11 protein-coding genes and 4 pseudogenes are annotated in these 14,773 nt (G+C 57.6%); 14 read left to right on the forward strand and 1 reads right to left on the reverse strand.

The genetic code is table 11. The features are described 5' to 3' along the window. Positions 1 to 164 precede the first annotated feature (164 nt). From PACILC2_RS21180 to PACILC2_RS21200, 5 genes and pseudogenes are all read left to right on the forward strand, one after another. Positions 165 to 1,322 carry an ROK family transcriptional regulator gene (locus PACILC2_RS21180; RefSeq protein ID WP_213530690.1) on the forward strand — a complete coding sequence of 386 codons (1,158 nt, stop codon included), beginning with the start codon at positions 165 to 167 and terminating at the stop codon, positions 1,320 to 1,322. Positions 1,323 to 1,378: 56 nt separating this feature from the next. Next, entirely contained in the window at positions 1,379 to 2,383 is a 1,005-nt protein-coding gene (locus PACILC2_RS21185) for an asparaginase (protein ID WP_213530692.1), read from the forward strand. 101 nt (positions 2,384 to 2,484) lie between these two features. Next, positions 2,485 to 3,996 carry a leucyl aminopeptidase family protein gene (locus PACILC2_RS21190; protein ID WP_235593156.1) on the forward strand — a complete coding sequence of 504 codons (1,512 nt, stop codon included), beginning with the start codon at positions 2,485 to 2,487 and terminating at the stop codon, positions 3,994 to 3,996. A 41-nt stretch (positions 3,997 to 4,037) separates the two neighbouring features. Continuing rightward, positions 4,038 to 4,730 (forward strand): copper homeostasis protein CutC, encoded by a 693-nt coding sequence (locus tag PACILC2_RS21195; protein WP_062493150.1) that lies wholly within the window; start codon positions 4,038 to 4,040, stop codon positions 4,728 to 4,730. A gap of 123 nt (positions 4,731 to 4,853) precedes the next feature. Beyond that, a pseudogene (locus PACILC2_RS21200) lies at positions 4,854 to 6,141 on the forward strand (alpha-L-fucosidase). Between the two features lie 218 nt (positions 6,142 to 6,359). On the opposite strand, the pseudogene PACILC2_RS21205 reads toward PACILC2_RS21200, so the two are convergent. Further along, positions 6,360 to 7,030, reverse strand: a pseudogene (locus tag PACILC2_RS21205) (PDDEXK family nuclease). Positions 7,031 to 7,240: 210 nt separating this feature from the next. Between PACILC2_RS21205 and PACILC2_RS21210 the strand changes: the two are divergent. From PACILC2_RS21210 to PACILC2_RS21250, 9 genes and pseudogenes are all read left to right on the forward strand, one after another. Then, positions 7,241 to 7,914, forward strand: a pseudogene (locus PACILC2_RS21210) (PspA/IM30 family protein). Between the two features lie 132 nt (positions 7,915 to 8,046). Next, positions 8,047 to 8,451, forward strand: a complete 405-nt coding sequence (locus PACILC2_RS21215) for a DUF350 domain-containing protein (protein WP_062493146.1) — start codon at positions 8,047 to 8,049, stop codon at positions 8,449 to 8,451. 29 nt (positions 8,452 to 8,480) lie between these two features. Next, positions 8,481 to 8,987: a DUF4178 domain-containing protein gene (locus PACILC2_RS21220; RefSeq protein WP_062493145.1), complete on the forward strand. Its 507-nt coding sequence runs from the start codon at positions 8,481 to 8,483 to the stop codon at positions 8,985 to 8,987. An 11-nt stretch (positions 8,988 to 8,998) separates the two neighbouring features. Beyond that, a complete protein-coding gene (locus tag PACILC2_RS21225) occupies positions 8,999 to 9,748 on the forward strand; it encodes a DUF4247 domain-containing protein (protein WP_244863702.1) in 750 nt (249 codons plus the stop codon). A gap of 231 nt (positions 9,749 to 9,979) precedes the next feature. Further along, positions 9,980 to 10,518: pseudogene (locus PACILC2_RS21230) on the forward strand (DoxX family membrane protein). Between the two features lie 577 nt (positions 10,519 to 11,095). Next, on the forward strand, positions 11,096 to 12,025 hold the full coding sequence (locus tag PACILC2_RS21235) for a metal ABC transporter solute-binding protein, Zn/Mn family (RefSeq protein ID WP_062496886.1): 930 nt from the start codon (positions 11,096 to 11,098) through the stop codon (positions 12,023 to 12,025). Between the two features lies 1 nt (position 12,026). Next, positions 12,027 to 12,761, forward strand: a complete 735-nt coding sequence (locus tag PACILC2_RS21240) for a metal ABC transporter ATP-binding protein (RefSeq protein ID WP_062493143.1) — start codon at positions 12,027 to 12,029, stop codon at positions 12,759 to 12,761. Next, a complete protein-coding gene (locus tag PACILC2_RS21245; RefSeq protein ID WP_213530696.1) occupies positions 12,758 to 13,681 on the forward strand; it encodes a metal ABC transporter permease in 924 nt (307 codons plus the stop codon). Before PACILC2_RS21240 ends, PACILC2_RS21245 begins: the two co-directional genes overlap by 4 nt. Further along, positions 13,678 to 14,568, forward strand: a complete 891-nt coding sequence (locus tag PACILC2_RS21250) for a metal ABC transporter permease (RefSeq protein WP_213530697.1) — start codon at positions 13,678 to 13,680, stop codon at positions 14,566 to 14,568. Before PACILC2_RS21245 ends, PACILC2_RS21250 begins: the two co-directional genes overlap by 4 nt. Positions 14,569 to 14,773: the final 205 nt, after the last annotated feature.

The following is a 14,773-nucleotide window of genomic DNA, read 5'->3' on the forward strand; positions in this document are numbered from 1 at the left end:
TCGGAACTACGGTTTCAGCCATGAATTATATTAAATAACATCACTGGAGAAAAGGTCGGGAGGAAGGTCGATAATTTTAAGGGAAAACGGGCGTTTTTTGTTAGGAGGTTTTTTAGTTTTCTTTTATAATTAATGCAGTGGAGAAAAAATAGGGTGATTGGTTCGTGAAAAAGCATGATCAAGATTTTATCAGGCGACAAAATCGGCTTACCGTATTTGAGATGATTAAAAACCAACATCCGATCTCCCGTGCCGCCATTGCCAAACGAACGGGCATGAGCCCGACGACGGTTAGCCGAATTGTGACCGAGCTGACCGAACAGGGCTATCTGTTCGAGTCCGATCAAGTATCGGAAGGCGTTGGCAGGAAGTCGACGCTCCTCGATATCGTGAGCGCTTCGGTGTTGTCGATCGGCGTGGAGCTGGATCGCGGCCATATGAACGTCGGCATCGTCGATTTACAGGGCAATCTGCTATGCGGCGGCAAATATCCGCGCGATCCGGATGAAAGCCCCGACAAGACGATCGCGCGGATCAGCGAGGCGATCGACGGGCTTACGAAGCTTCAGGAAATCGACCGGACCCGCATCGTCGGCATTGGCGTCGGTCTCCCCGGTATCGTAAACAACGAGAAGGGGATCGTCATGTTCTCCGTACAGCTCGGCTGGAAAAATGTCGCGCTTGCCGATAGGCTGAAGGAACTGACCGGATACGAAGTCGCCGTCGACAATGAATTGAAAGTGAAGGCGCTTGCCGAGCATCTGAAAGGCGTCGCGATCGGCTCGAGCCGCACCGCGTTGCTCGGCTTCGGCAATGGCGTCGGTTCGGCGCTTATTCTGGAAGGGGAAATTTACCGGGGCGAGACGAACAGCGCCGGCGAGATCGGGCATACGACAGTGGACCCGAACGGCATGATGTGCGAGTGCGGCAAAACGGGCTGTCTGCAAACCTACATTAATATCGGCTCGCTATTGTCGGAAGCGAACCGCATCCGTCCGATCCGCACGATCGAAGAACTGTTCGAGGCGAGGCGATCGGGCGAACAATGGGCGGTGCAGTTGATCGAACGGGCACTTATGTATATGGCGATTACGGTCAACAATATCGTTTGCATGTACAATCCCGACAGCGTCATCTTGAGCGGGGAGCTGGTGGACAAAATTCCGGAAGTGTACGAAGAAGTGGAAGCGCTTTGTCATTCGCGTTTTATTTGGGAGCCGCTGCGCGGATCGTTTGCGTTTCACCGTTCCGAGCTAAACGAACGCGGCGTCGTCATCGGCTCGGGGCTGTTGTCGCAAAACCGTTTTTTCGAGCTGTCGTAACCGGAGGTTCCGGAAATTGAAAAAGGCGATTTACATTGATCGGGAGGTAAGGGAAGATGGGATTTACCGCATTGGTAGAAGAGTATCGCGGCGGCGTGCTGGAAAATGTGCACTATGGCGCGATTTGCGTCGTCGATGAGAAAGGAAGCGCAGTCCATAAAGCCGGCAATCCGGAGCATATAACGTTTCTCCGGTCGGCCGCCAAGCCGTTTCAGGCGATTCCCGCTATGAAGCGGCGCATTCCGGACGTGTACGGTTTGACCGGACAGGAAGCGGCGCTGTTTGCCGCATCCCATCGAGGTGAGGCGTTCCATATCGAAGCGCTCGAATCGATGTATCGGAAAATCGGCATCAGCGAAGACATTCTGCGCTGCGGCGCCTCCTATCCGCTGAACGAGGACGCCAGAGCGGAGCGTTACCGGGCGCATGAGCCGAAGCGGCGCATTTTCCACAACTGCTCGGGCAAGCATGCCGGGTTGATCGCGCTCAGCAAGCATATGGGATGGGATATGCGGACGTATTATGAGCCGGACCACCCGGTGCATCGGGAAATATTGGAGACGGTCGCCTATTTCGCCGAGGTGCCGAAGGAGAAGATTCCGCGAGGCATCGACGGCTGCGGATTGCCGATCTTCGCGCTTCCGCTTCGCAAAATTGCGCTGTCGTATTTGAAGCTCGCTTGCCCGGATTTGATCGGCGATGCCGACACCCGCGACGCCGCGGCTGCGATCGCCAAGCTGATGAACGAATATCCCGACATGATCGCCGATACGAAATTCGTATGCTCTGCGCTGCTGCGCGACGCCAATCTGGTCGCCAAAGGCGGGGCGAAAGGCGTATACGCCATCGGATTGCGTAAGGAGCGGCTCGGCGTTGCGCTCAAAGTATCCGACGGCGCCGAGCATGTATGGCCCTGTATTATCGCTTCGATATTGGAACGGCTCGGCTACGGCAACCGGGAGACCATCGAACGGCTGTACGCGCTCGCGCCCAACACGATTGTCAATGACGCCGGCACGGAGGTCGGCATGCGCCGCGCCGTGTTCGAATGGCAGGCCTGAAATTGGAGTATCGAATTCCGTGAAGGGACGCCACAGCGGATGCGGAAACGCAGCCGGTCATGGCGGAAGGAGGAGAACGGGGATGAAAGAAGGGCCGATCGGTGAAATCGAAGGATGGAAAAAATCGTTCGCGGGGGCGAAGCGCGATGAAGGTGCTGATTGACGCCGCCGCTGCGCCAGCCGCGCTCGTATATCCGGCTTATGCGGACGAACCGTTCCCGTTCCGGCTCGGGGAAGCCGGCAGGAAGGCCGAGTCCGTCACCTGGTTGTACGGCCGGACGGAAGGAGACGATGACGTGCTGGCGGCGGGCATGGGCAGGCGCGGCGAGCTGACGCTCGAGCGGGTTCGCCGCGCCGGCGGCGCGAGCGCCCGTGCGCTGCTGCGCGAAGGCCGCGGCAGCGCTTTGCTCGTGCGAGAGCCGTCGGGCCTTTCGGGCGCTGCCGTCACCGTCGCCGGCGGCATTGCGGCGGCCGAATGGCTGCAAGCCTGGCTGGAAGGCTGGATGCTTGGCCTCTATCGGTTCGACGCCTTCCGCCAAGCCACGAAGACGGAAGGCGATGTCGAGCTGCTGCTGCGTTCGGAGGATTGGCCGGAGCTGTCCGGCGATGAGCTGGCAGCGGTCGTTCGAACGGCGCGCAACCGGACGGCGGGCGTCATGCTGGCCCGCGATCGGGTGAACGAGCCGCCTGAAGCGCTTAACCCGGAGCGGTTCGCCGAATGGATGGCCGAATATTTCAGCCGCGACGACGCGCCGGTGAAGGTGCGCGTCTATCGCGGGCAGGAGCTGGCGGAGCGCCGGATGAACGGCTTGATCGCCGTAGGCGCGGGCGGCAGGCATGAGCCGGCACTCGTCGAAATCCGCTATGAAGGCGATCCGCGGCTGCCGATGCTGGCGCTGGTCGGCAAGGGCGTCACGTTCGATATGGGCGGCATGAATGTGAAAACCGGCCGCGACATTAGCGACGCGCGAATGGACATGGGCGGAGCGGCCGCAGTCGTCGGCGCGATGGATATATTGCTGCGGGAACGCGCCAAGGTGAATGTGACCGCACTTATACCGGTCGTCGACAACTTGCCGGATTCCCGGGCGATGCTGCCCTCCTCGGTCATTCGCTATCCGAACGGCCTGACCGTTCAGGTCGCGAACACCGATGGCGAAGGGCGGCTCATCCTCGCGGATGCGCTCATCCACGCGGCGAATATCGGCGCCGCGGAAGCGATCGATATCGCCACGCTGACCGGCAATATCGGGGTGGCGCTCGGCCTCGGCATCGCGGGGATATGGGGCGACGAGGAGATGACGCGCGAGCTTGTCGAGATCGGCGAACGCAACGGCGAGCGCCTCTGGCCGATGCCGCTTATGGATGAGTACGAAGCGGAGCTGCGCAGCGATTATGCCGATTTGCGCAATGTGAGCGGCTCGACGCTGGCGGGGGCGATAACGGCGGCTCTCTTCCTTCGCCGGTTCGTGGCCGATTCGATGAGATGGGTCCACATCGATATGGCCGGGACGGTACAATACAAGCAAGATGTCGGCTATTCGGAAGCGGGCGCAACCGGCTACGGCGCCCGGCTGCTGGCCGATTATGCCGTGAAGCGCGCGCAGCGGTAACCGGCGCGGCTTCAATTCTCGGGAGAGCGGGAGGACAAGGTATGGTATTGGAAGTCATCGCGACATGTATGGACGATGCTTTGACGGCGGAGGAGAACGGAGCGGATCGTCTCGAATTGATTACGGCCATTACGGAGGGCGGCTTGACGCCGGGAATCGGATTGGTCGAGCAGGTTGCAAAGTCCGTGCGGATTCCGGTCTTTGTCATGGTTCGGCCGCACAGCCGCTCGTTCGTTTATGCCAAGCATGATATCGAGACGATGGCGGCGGAGATCAGGGCGATTGCAAGTAGCGGCGCTGCCGGCGTCGTGCTCGGCGCCTTGACGCCGGAAGGCAAGATCGACGAGCGGGCGCTCGAAACGCTGCTGCCGCTGACAGGCGGGCTGCAAGTGACGTTCCATCGCGCGTTTGACGAGCTGGAGGACCAGCTTGAAGGGCTGCGGACACTAAGCCGGTATCCGCAAATTACACGGGTATTAACATCCGCAGGACCGCAGCCGGCTACAGAAGCGGTGCCGGCGATGCGGCGGCTGGTCGAAGAGGCGCGCGGCGGTTCGGTAACCATTTTGGCCGGAAGCGGCTTGAAGCCTGAGAGCATTGTCTCGTTTATCAAGCAGACGGGCGTGAAGGAAGTGCATTTCGGCTCGGCCGTTCGTTACGGCCAATCGAATTTGGCGCCGATCGACCCGGCGGCGCTTCGTTCGCTTGCCGACCGCGTTCACAGTATCAGCTAGCAATCCGGGACGGACCGGTATGCAGCTGCGGCAGTGGGGGAGACTGGGAAGATTTCGTTTTCGGAAACGTTATCAGGAACCGGATCGGCGTAAACATTTTTATAAATGGAGGGAAGATGCCGGATGAAGACAAGGGAAGAAAGAACGCGCTGGTTTTGCACGACCGCTTCGGGATGTTCATTCACTGGGGGCTTTATTCGATACCTGCCAGAGGTGAATGGGTGCGCGGCAACGAGCGGATGAGCCGCCAGCAATATATGCGGTATTTCGAGGAATTCGACGCGTCCCGGTACGATCCGAAAGCCTGGGCCAAGGCGGCCAAGCAGGCGGGCCAGAAGTACGCGGTGCTGACGACGAAGCACCATGACGGCTTCTGTCTGTTCGACAGCAAGCTGACCGATTTTAAAGCGACGTATACGCCGGCCGGCCGTGATCTCGTCCGCGAATATGTTGACGCTTTCCGGGCTGAAGGCATCAAGGTCGGATTGTACTCTATTCGCTTATCGACTGGCATCATGACGATTACCCGGGTTATGGCGACAGAGCGCATCCGGACCGGGACAACGAAGCGGCGAAAGACAAGCCGATCGATTTCGGCCGGTATCTGGACTATATGCACGGCCAGGTGAAAGAACTGCTGACCAACTACGGTCCGATCGACATCATGTGGTTCGATTTCTCTTACGACAATATGACCGGCGAGAAATGGCGCGCGACCGAGCTCGTCCGGATGATCCGCTCGATCCAGCCGAACCTTATTATCGACAACCGTCTGGGCGGCAACATTCTGGCGACCGAGCCGGAGGAATACGCGGGCGATTTCTTCTCGCCGGAGCAGATCATTCCGCCGGGCGGCATCGTCGACGCGAACGGCAATCAAGTGCCGTGGGAAGCGTGCATTACGCTGAACGACCATTGGGGCTATCATTCCGAAGATCGGAATTACAAGTCGCCCAAACAGGTGATCCGCTCGCTCGTCGAATGCGTCAGCAAGAACGGCAATCTGCTGCTCAACGTCGGCCCGGACGCCAAAGGTGAAATTCCCCGCGAGTCGCTGAACATATTGAGCGAAGTTGGCGAATGGATGCGTCGGAACGGAGAGAGCATATACGGCTGCGGCGCTTCTGCCCTGCCGAAGCCGGAGTGGGGGCGCTACACGCAGAAGGGCAACAAGCTGTATGCACACGTCTTCGACCGCGGCATCGGCCCCATCTATTTCCAAGGGTTGAAAGGAAAGATCAAGAAAGCGAGGCTGCTGCGGGACGGCAGCGAGCTGAAGGTGGAGACGCCGTGGATGGCCGAACAATACTCCGATATCGAGAGCGGGGCGTTCATTACGCTGAAAGGCGCGGAACTGCCCGACGAAATCGATACGGTCATCGAGCTGGAGCTGGCGGAGAGCGCGATATAGTTGCATCACACGATATAATTGCATGATTTACAATCAAACGATGCAACGAACCTCTAATGCCCATTTTAATTGTAAACTGTACAATAAAATCGAAGAAATCCCCCTCTAAATGCCGTTTCAAGGCGATATCATTGCATGATATGCAATAAAAACGGTGCAGAGAGTCCGAAATGCCCGGTTTGGTTGTATGAAGTACAATCAAATCGGGCATTGGCTTTTTACAACAGCAGTTCGGGGTTGCCGGTTTTCAATTCATAATAGCGAATCTTCCCGCCTCGATCGATCGGATAGAGAAAGCCTTTCAGGGCCAGACTTTTCAGCCATTTGCGGGCTGTCCGATAATTTACGCTGAAGTGTTCCGTCACATCGATGGGGCGGATCGGTCTGCCCATTTCCCATGCCAATCGCAGAACTTCTTTTTCGGCTGCCGGCACCGGGCCAGGGCGCTCTTCCGCGTTCCGCATCAGATACGGGCTGATCACCAGCTTCAGCAGCATGCGGCAAACTTCTGGCCTATACTGGACATCGTCGAAGGAGAAGTGGATGATTCGCCATCCCATTCCGGTCAAAAAGTGTCCCGGTTTAAGGAATAGCTGAATTTTTCGCGGTCCATGTCTTTGACATGGCTTTGGAAACCGTCGCATTCCAGTCCGAACCGTCCGAAGGGCGGAAGAAAGGCGAAATCGAGAAATTGCGACTTTCGGTTCCAATCGTAGATTTCATATTCCGGATGCAAGTAATCGAACGACCCGAACAGCGGCCACCATACATTTTGGAGCAGCAATTTTTCCGCATAGTTGTGGCCTCTCAGCAATCTTCCTTTGCGTTCCCCGGTTCTGCGGCTCGCATGATGGGCGATAAACGCTTGATGCGCTTCTTCAAAATTCATCATACAATCCCTCCCGCATGATAAAAAAAGAAACGTCCCCTTGCCCGCGTAAACGGCAATAAGGACGTTCTTCGTCTCGCACTATTGTATCACGTACAACGCGGTCATCACTACAAGAAAAACAAAAAATATGGAAACGCGGACCGATCTTTGCGTAGAAATGAGCATAAACCATATCAGACCTGAAGATCCGGAGGAGGCCGAAACATTATGTCCATTTTCAAACGATTGCGCGACCTGACGTTGTCGAACATCTACGCTTTGATCGAGAAAGCGGAGGACCCGATCAAGCTGACCGACCAGTACATTCGGGACATGCAGGAAGATCTCGAAGATGCGGAAAAGGCGGTCGCCGCGCAAATTGCGATTGAGAAGAAGTTCAAGCAGCTGTATGAAGAACAAGCCGCGCTTGTGAAGAAGCGTGACGAGCAGGCCCACACGGCAGCGCAAATGCAAAACATCGAGCTCGCCCGCCGCGCGCTTGAAGAGAAAAAGCGGCCGAGCAGAAGATGAACGAATACAAGGCCAGCTACGACCAGAACAAAGCGGCAGCCGACAATTTGCGCAGCAAGCTGGAAGAGATGCGCAAGCAGCTGGCCGAGATGAAGAACAAGCGGGAAACGCTTGTCGCCCGCTACAATGCGGCCAAGGCGCAGGCCGAAATCAACAAGTCACTGGCTGGCTTCAACACCGATTCGGCGGCGGCCGGCATGAAACGGATGGAAGAGAAGATGCTGCAGATGGAAGCGCAGGCCGAAGCGAGCAACGAGCTGCTGAACGGCAAAGGCAAATCGCTGGACGAAGAGTTCGCCGCCCTGGGCAAGGACAAAGAAGTCGAAGACGAGCTTGCTGCCTTGATGAAGAAATACGAACAACAACAATAAGGAGCCGACGCCGCTCTTGCGAAGAAACGTCCGAAGGCAGCGATTGTGCGGCATATGCCAATCGAGTGCCGAAAGGCGTTTTTTCTTCTGTATATGCCGGGCGGCTGACGGTTCGATAATGGGGGATGTCCGATGTCATTGAGCGAATATGTCGGGATGCTCGTTTGGACGGGCGCGGGTGCGGTGCTTCTGATCGCGCTGATGGCGATCGATTCGCTGTTCACCGGTTACAAGGATATGGAGGAAATCAAGAAAGGCAATGTGGCCGTCGCGACGCGCTTCATCATGAAGCTGCTCGCTCAGGCATACATTTTGTCCCAGTCCATTACGACTTCCTATCATTTGGGCGAGGCGCTGATCGTATCCGCGCTGTCGTTTGCCATTCTGCTTGTGCTGGAGACGCTGCTGCGCATCGGTCTCCGGTCGGTGTTCGGCTTGCATCTGGATCAGGGGACGAAAGACGGCAAAATGGCGCATGCGCTGATGGGCGGTTCGTTCCACATCACCGGAGCGCTGATTATCGGAGCATGTCTGTAACCCATCATGAGCGGAAGGAGACGATGGCGATGAGCTTGTTCAAACGGATTAAAAACTTGATGCGAAAGCCGGAGCCGCTCAAGCCAACTCCGAGCATGCTGACGATCGGACCGGGTGACATATGCGAAGTGTCGCTTGTCACGTACGAGGTTGTCGGGCGAACGCAAAACCGGCAAAGGAACCAGATTGTGCTGACGCTGCAGGACGGATCGACGATTCGGTACTTGACGATAGAAGAGCGTGAAAGGACGGCTTATGCGCTATACGATCCGATCGACGGCCGGCTGGATGCGGTTGACGAGGTGCCGACCATACTGGAGCTGGACGATCGCGTGTACCATCTGGAGGAACAGTACTCCGGCTTTATTACGGCGGTCGGCCGGACGCCGTTCGTCCAGGGGGGCGAGCAGCATGTATGGCAATACCAGTCCGACGACCGCAAGCTGCTTCGAATCGAATGGCAGGACGGGCGCTTTATGCTGTACGAAGGCGAAAGCGTGCTGCCCGCCGACGTTCGCGCCCTGCGCGGCAGTTAGGGGGGAGAAGCTTGCGGCAGAAGTGGTCCAAAGCTTTAAAACTGTTGCTTGTCGTCAGTCTTATCGTCCCTCTCCTGGCCGCATGCGGCATCGATCAAACGATCAAGGAGACGTACCCGCTCGAATCGGTGAATGGAAGCGGAGCGGAAACGTCATATGTATACCGCGCCGCCGGACAGTCGGTGCCCGAGGTTGCCAAAGAGCTGGCGGAAGCGTCCAAGCCGGACCAGATCTCGGACGAGCAAGAGGACCGGATGTTCCTCGTCTACTCGGACAGGATCGTGCATCTGCAGCGGGACGAAGCGAATCCGGAAGATACGCTTGTGGAAGTGTCCTCCAAGGAATATGTCCGCAACAATTACAGCATGAGCTTCCTGGAAGGATATTTGCTCGCCAGCCTGCTCAGCGACTTGTTCGACAACGGGCGATACGGCGGCGGCAGCTACCGTGGGTACAACGATCGCGATACGTACAAGCCGAAGACGGGAACGTACCACATGCCGACGGACACCGAGAAAAAAGCGGTTCCGCCGATGACCGTCGAACGGAAAGGTTCGATCTTCAAGCGTTCGCACAAGGCCGATACCGGCCAGGTTGGCAGCGGCGGAAGCATATTCGGGAAATCTCCCTCTTCCTCGAGTTCCTCCACAGGCAAAATTACACGCGGCAGCTCCGGCGGCAAGTCGAGCAGCTGGCTTCAGCCGCGGAAGTCGTTCAAACCGAAGACGAGAGTCGGGTTCGGAAGAATCAAGCGGCGATAAGATGACAGTTGCGAGCCGTTTCAGCATTGTACTGGACAAGGTCATAAAGTTCGAAACGTGATGGAAAGTCGAGTTTCCCACGTCCAAGGATAAACGCCGTCAGGCGTTTTTTCTTTTGCGCCGCCTCGGAAGCGTGACGTTCGGTTACCAAAAAAGTTTGTGATTATTGTCACATACTTCTCCGGACCTATGCGATATACTGAAGACAACAAATAACCGAGGTGATCAAAGATGATGAAATGGTGGAGAGAAAATGTTTGGGCAGCTGGCTTGGTCGTATGGGTTCGCCTCCTTCTCGGTTACCATTGGCTGACTGCGGGATGGCACAAAATTACCGGCGACAAGCCTTTCGACGCCACCGGGTTTCTGAAGGGAGCTATCGCCAATCCGGTTGCCGACAAGACGACGGGCGAAGCGGTATATCCGACATACCTGGCATTTCTGGAGCATTTCGCACTGCCGAATGTGAAACTGATCAACATTCTGATCCCGTGGGGCGAGCTGCTGGTCGGTCTCGGACTCATTCTCGGAACGTTGACGGTGCGGCCGCTTTCTTCGGATTGCTGATGAACTTCATGTTCGTCTTTGCCGGAACGGTAAGCACGAATCCGTGGCTGATGCTGCTCGGCATGCTGGTCCTCACGGCAGGCGCCAACGCCGGACGATTCGGATTGGACCGGTACGTGCTCCCGCTGCTCCATAAAGAGGCGAACCGCTTCTTCCGCCGCGGACCGAAAACGCCGGCCGCCGGCGCCGGCCTGCAACACTGATGCGCCGCGGCGGTCAATGGCGCCAATGGCACGAAGCGCTTGGACGAATGAGCCAGGCGCTTTTTCTTTGCCGTCACATGCGGCATATTTCTTGCGGACATTGCTCGCATCGGCACATTTTGCAAATAGCCGGCATCCCGGATCACGAGCCGGCCGTCCTTCTGCGCGATAATCCCGTCCTTTTTCCATTCGTTCAGCAGCCGGTTACGCCTTCCCGCGTCGTACCGGTCATGTCGGCCATTTCGCCGTTCGTCATATTATACTCAAGCCGCAAATGTCCGCTTTTCGCAGCTTTCGAAGTTAGGAAGGATGTCCGGCATCGATCGACGAAACGGGGTTAGCCGAAAAGGCCTAATCTTTTTTTTGTCCCGAAAGTTTCCCTTAGTAAAAAGTATTGACACAAAGCAAAACAATCGTTATCTTGTATACAGGAATAAAAATTGCACAAGGGAAATATATTTGCTGTCGTGCATGTCTAAGCGTTGCACGGTACACAAGTCCCGGTATAGGAGGAGAGACAAAAGTGAGAAAAGAACGACGAAGACGAACAAAGCAATGGGTCAGTGCCGCGTTGCTGATGCTGGCGCTAACGCTGGTGCTTGCAGCCTGCGGCGGCGGTCAGAAGGGGGAAACGGAAGGCGAGCCGGCAGCGGCAGGCGCGGACGACAAAGTAAATATCGTGACGACGATCGCACAAATTGCGGAGCCGCTCTCCGTTATCGGGGGAGACAAGGTGAATGTGCAAAGCTTGATGGGTCCCGGCGTCGATCCGCATCTATACAACGCGACGCAGGGGGATATCCGGAAGCTGGAGGAGAGCGATATCGTCTTCTACAGCGGCCTGCATCTCGAGGGCAACATGACGGAAATTTTCGAACAGATCGGCAAGAACAAGCCGGTGCTGGCGATTGCCGAGGCAACGCCGGAAGATCGGCTGCTCAAGGATGAGGGCGGAGCGGTCGACCCGCATATCTGGTTCGATATCGATCTGTGGAAAGGGGCTCTGGAAGCGGCAACGGAAGAGCTGAAGAAGCATTCGCCCGGCAATGCCGAATATTTTGAAGCCAACAAAGTGAAATATTTCGAACAGCTGGACGAGTTGAAGGCGGAAGCGGCGGACAAGATGGCCCGGATTCCGGACGAGAAACGGGTGCTGGTGACCGCCCATGACGCATTCGGCTATTTCGGCCGGGCCTATAACATGAAGGTGATCGGTCTGCAAGGGCTGAGCACCGAAGACGAGGTCAGCCTCGCCGATATCGACGGCACGATCAAGCTGCTGCTCGAATACCGGATACCGGCCGTCTTCGTCGAGAGCAGCATCAATAAAAACACGATCAACGCCGTTATCGAGGGAGCGGCCAGCAAAGGGCTGACCGTCAAGCTGGGCGGCGAGCTGTTCTCGGATGCCATGGGTGAAGCGGGAACGACGGAAGGCACTTATATCGGCATGTACCGGCACAATGTTGAAACGATCTATCATGCACTGACGGGAGAAGGCGAATAATATGACCGTTTTACAGGTGCGGGGCGTATCGGCGGCCTATCGGAAAAACAACGTGCTGCGAGACGTGTCGTTCGATGTGCAGCCGGGTTCTCTGACCGGCATCGTCGGCCCGAACGGAGCGGGCAAGTCGACGCTGCTCAAGGTGATGTTGGAGCTTCATCCGAAGCTTGCGGGCAGCGTATCCTTCTTCGGCTCCACATTGGCCCGGACCAAAACGCGGGTCGGCTATGTGCCGCAGCGCGGATCGGTGGATTGGGATTTTCCGACCGACGCGCTCGATGTCGTCATGATGGGCTTGTACGGACGCATCGGCTGGTTGAGGCGGCCGCGGCGCATTCACCGGGAGATGGCCATGGAAGCCCTCTCCCGGATGGGAATGGCCGATTATGCCGGACGGCAAATCAGCCAGCTGTCCGGCGGCCAACAGCAGCGGGTGTTTCTGGCCCGGGCGCTCGTTCAGGATGCGGACCTGTACTTTATGGATGAGCCGCTTGCCGGCGTCGATGCCGCCACCGAGCGGGCGATCATGGAGACGCTGAAGGAATTGAAGCAAAACGGCAAGACGGTAATGGTCGTCCATCACGATCTGCAGACCGTGGAGGATTACTTCGATCACGTGCTGCTGCTGAACCGGACGGTTATTGCGCACGGTCGGACGGAGGATGTCTTTACGAAAGATAACGTCATCGCCGCGTACGGCGGAGCGCTGCGCTGGCTGAAGGAGTTGTCGTCATGAACGCACTATTGTCGCCCAATGCGCAGTGGGTGCTGCTCAGCACCTTGATTCTCGGCATGGCGTCCGGCATGATTGGCTGTCTCGCGTATTGGAAGCGGCAAAGTCTGATGAGCGACTCGCTGTCGCATGCGGCGCTTCCGGGTGTCGTGATCGCCTTCGCCATCGTCGGCGTCAAAGAGATGCCCGTCATGATCGCCGGCGCGGCCGCCAGCGCGTTGGCCGGAGCGCTGCTGATCCACTGGATCCGCTCGTCGAGCCGCATCAAGGAAGATACGGCGATGGGCATCATTTTATCGGTATTTTTCGGATTCGGCATCATGCTGCTTACGATCGTCAACCGGACGGCGGGCGGCAACCAGAGCGGTCTGGACGGATTCATTTACGGCCAGGCGGCCTCGATGGTCCGCAAGGACGTATATACGATGTTGGTGCTGGCGGCCCTCGTCATTCTGATCGTCTTTGCCGCCTTCAAGGAATGGAAGCTGTTTCTGTTCGATCCTGATTTTGCAAAAGGGCTGGGGCTGTCGCGCCGGCTGATGGACGGCGTTTATTTGGGGGTGCTGGTGCTCGTCATCGTGATCGGCATTCAAGCCGTCGGCGTCATTCTGATGGCGGCGCTGCTCATCATACCGTCCGTCAGCGCCCGCTACTGGACGAATTCGTTCAGGCGTATGGTTCTGCTGTCCGCCTTGTTCGGCGGCGGGTCGGGGATGGGCGGCACCCTGATCAGCACATTCGGCGCCAACTGGCCTACCGGACCGTTCATCGTCGTCGCCTCCTCCGCATTGTTCGTCATTTCGCTTCTGTTCGGCGCTCAGAAAGGGCTGCTCGTCAAAGCGATTCAGCTGCGCGCGCAGAAGCAGAGCGTCGCCCGTTCCTGGAGCGGCGAGCCTGGCGTGAAGGAGGGGAGCGCGGGATGAGCTATACCGCTTGGATACTGCTGACCGCTTCCCTGGTCGGATTGTCGTGCGGATTTGTCGGCACGCTCCTCATTTTGCGCAGAATGGCGATGATGGCGGACGCGATCAGCCATACCGTGCTGCTCGGCATCGTCGCCGCGTTTCTCGTGACGCGCGAGCTGAGCGGCATCCATATGCTGATCGGCGCGGTGGCGGCGGGACTGCTTACTGCCGTGCTGGTTCAATGGTTTCAATCGCGGGGCGTTCAGCAGGATGCCTCGATCGGCGTCGTCTTCACGACCTTGTTCGCGATCGGCGTCATCCTGATCGCCACGCAGGCCGGCAACGCCCATCTCGACGTGAAGCACGCCCTGATGGGCGAGATCACGTTCGTGCCCTGGAACAAGGTCGCGCTGCCCGGGATCGGCGAAATACCGGAAGCGACCTTGATATTGGTCATCGTATTGATCGTTGTCGCCGCGGTTATCGTCGCCTTTTACAAGGAGTGGAAAATCACCTCGTTCGATCCGGCGCTGGCGGCCAGCATCGGCATACCGGTTACGCTGATGCACTATGTGTTCATGTCGCTCGTCTCGATTACGACGGTGGCCTCCTTCGACGCGGTCGGCGCGATCATGGTCGTCGCCATGCTCATCACGCCTGCGGCGGCCGCCTATCTGTGGACGGACCGGCTGTCTTTGATGATGGGACTCAGCGGAATTTTCGGCGTCGCGGCGGCGGTAGCCGGATATTATATGGCCGTCTGGCTGGACACATCGATTTCCGGATCGATGGCGTTCGCAACGGGCATTGTCTTTCTGTTCAGCTTTGTCTGCTCGCCGAAGCACGGTCTGCTTGCCCGCTATTTGCGTCCGCAGCCGGCGGTGTCGGATAGAGTCGGGCATTGATAAGCTGCGCCGATAAGAGCTGCAGCCGCAAAGTTGCGTCGCAAAGTCGCGCCGAAGCGTTTCATCGAAAGAGTTTCATCGAAGCGTCGAGCGGCGTCGCAAAGTCGCCTGGAAAAGTCGCGTCGCGAAAACGAAAAGAGCGGTCAACCCGAACGGGGCGGCGGATTCCAATCCGCCGCCCCGTCTTCATGGTACGCCCAGCATG

The organism is Paenibacillus cisolokensis (genome assembly GCF_018403665.1).
GTDB classification, from domain to species: domain Bacteria; phylum Bacillota; class Bacilli; order Paenibacillales; family Paenibacillaceae; genus Paenibacillus_AH; species Paenibacillus_AH cisolokensis.

What these genes read in the sequence shown, in the direction of transcription:
- PACILC2_RS21185 (WP_213530692.1), top strand. Translation starts at nt 1,379, where the DNA reads ATGGGATTTACCGCATTGGTAGAAGAGTATCGCGGCGGCGTGCTGGAA.
- PACILC2_RS21195 (WP_062493150.1), top strand. Translation starts at nt 4,038, where the DNA reads ATGGTATTGGAAGTCATCGCGACATGTATGGACGATGCTTTGACGGCG.
- PACILC2_RS21215 (WP_062493146.1), top strand. Translation starts at nt 8,047, where the DNA reads ATGTCATTGAGCGAATATGTCGGGATGCTCGTTTGGACGGGCGCGGGT.
- PACILC2_RS21220 (WP_062493145.1), top strand. Translation starts at nt 8,481, where the DNA reads ATGAGCTTGTTCAAACGGATTAAAAACTTGATGCGAAAGCCGGAGCCG.
- PACILC2_RS21235 (WP_062496886.1), top strand. Translation starts at nt 11,096, where the DNA reads ATGCTGGCGCTAACGCTGGTGCTTGCAGCCTGCGGCGGCGGTCAGAAG.
- PACILC2_RS21240 (WP_062493143.1), top strand. Translation starts at nt 12,027, where the DNA reads ATGACCGTTTTACAGGTGCGGGGCGTATCGGCGGCCTATCGGAAAAAC.
- PACILC2_RS21245 (WP_213530696.1), top strand. Translation starts at nt 12,758, where the DNA reads ATGAACGCACTATTGTCGCCCAATGCGCAGTGGGTGCTGCTCAGCACC.
- PACILC2_RS21250 (WP_213530697.1), top strand. Translation starts at nt 13,678, where the DNA reads ATGAGCTATACCGCTTGGATACTGCTGACCGCTTCCCTGGTCGGATTG.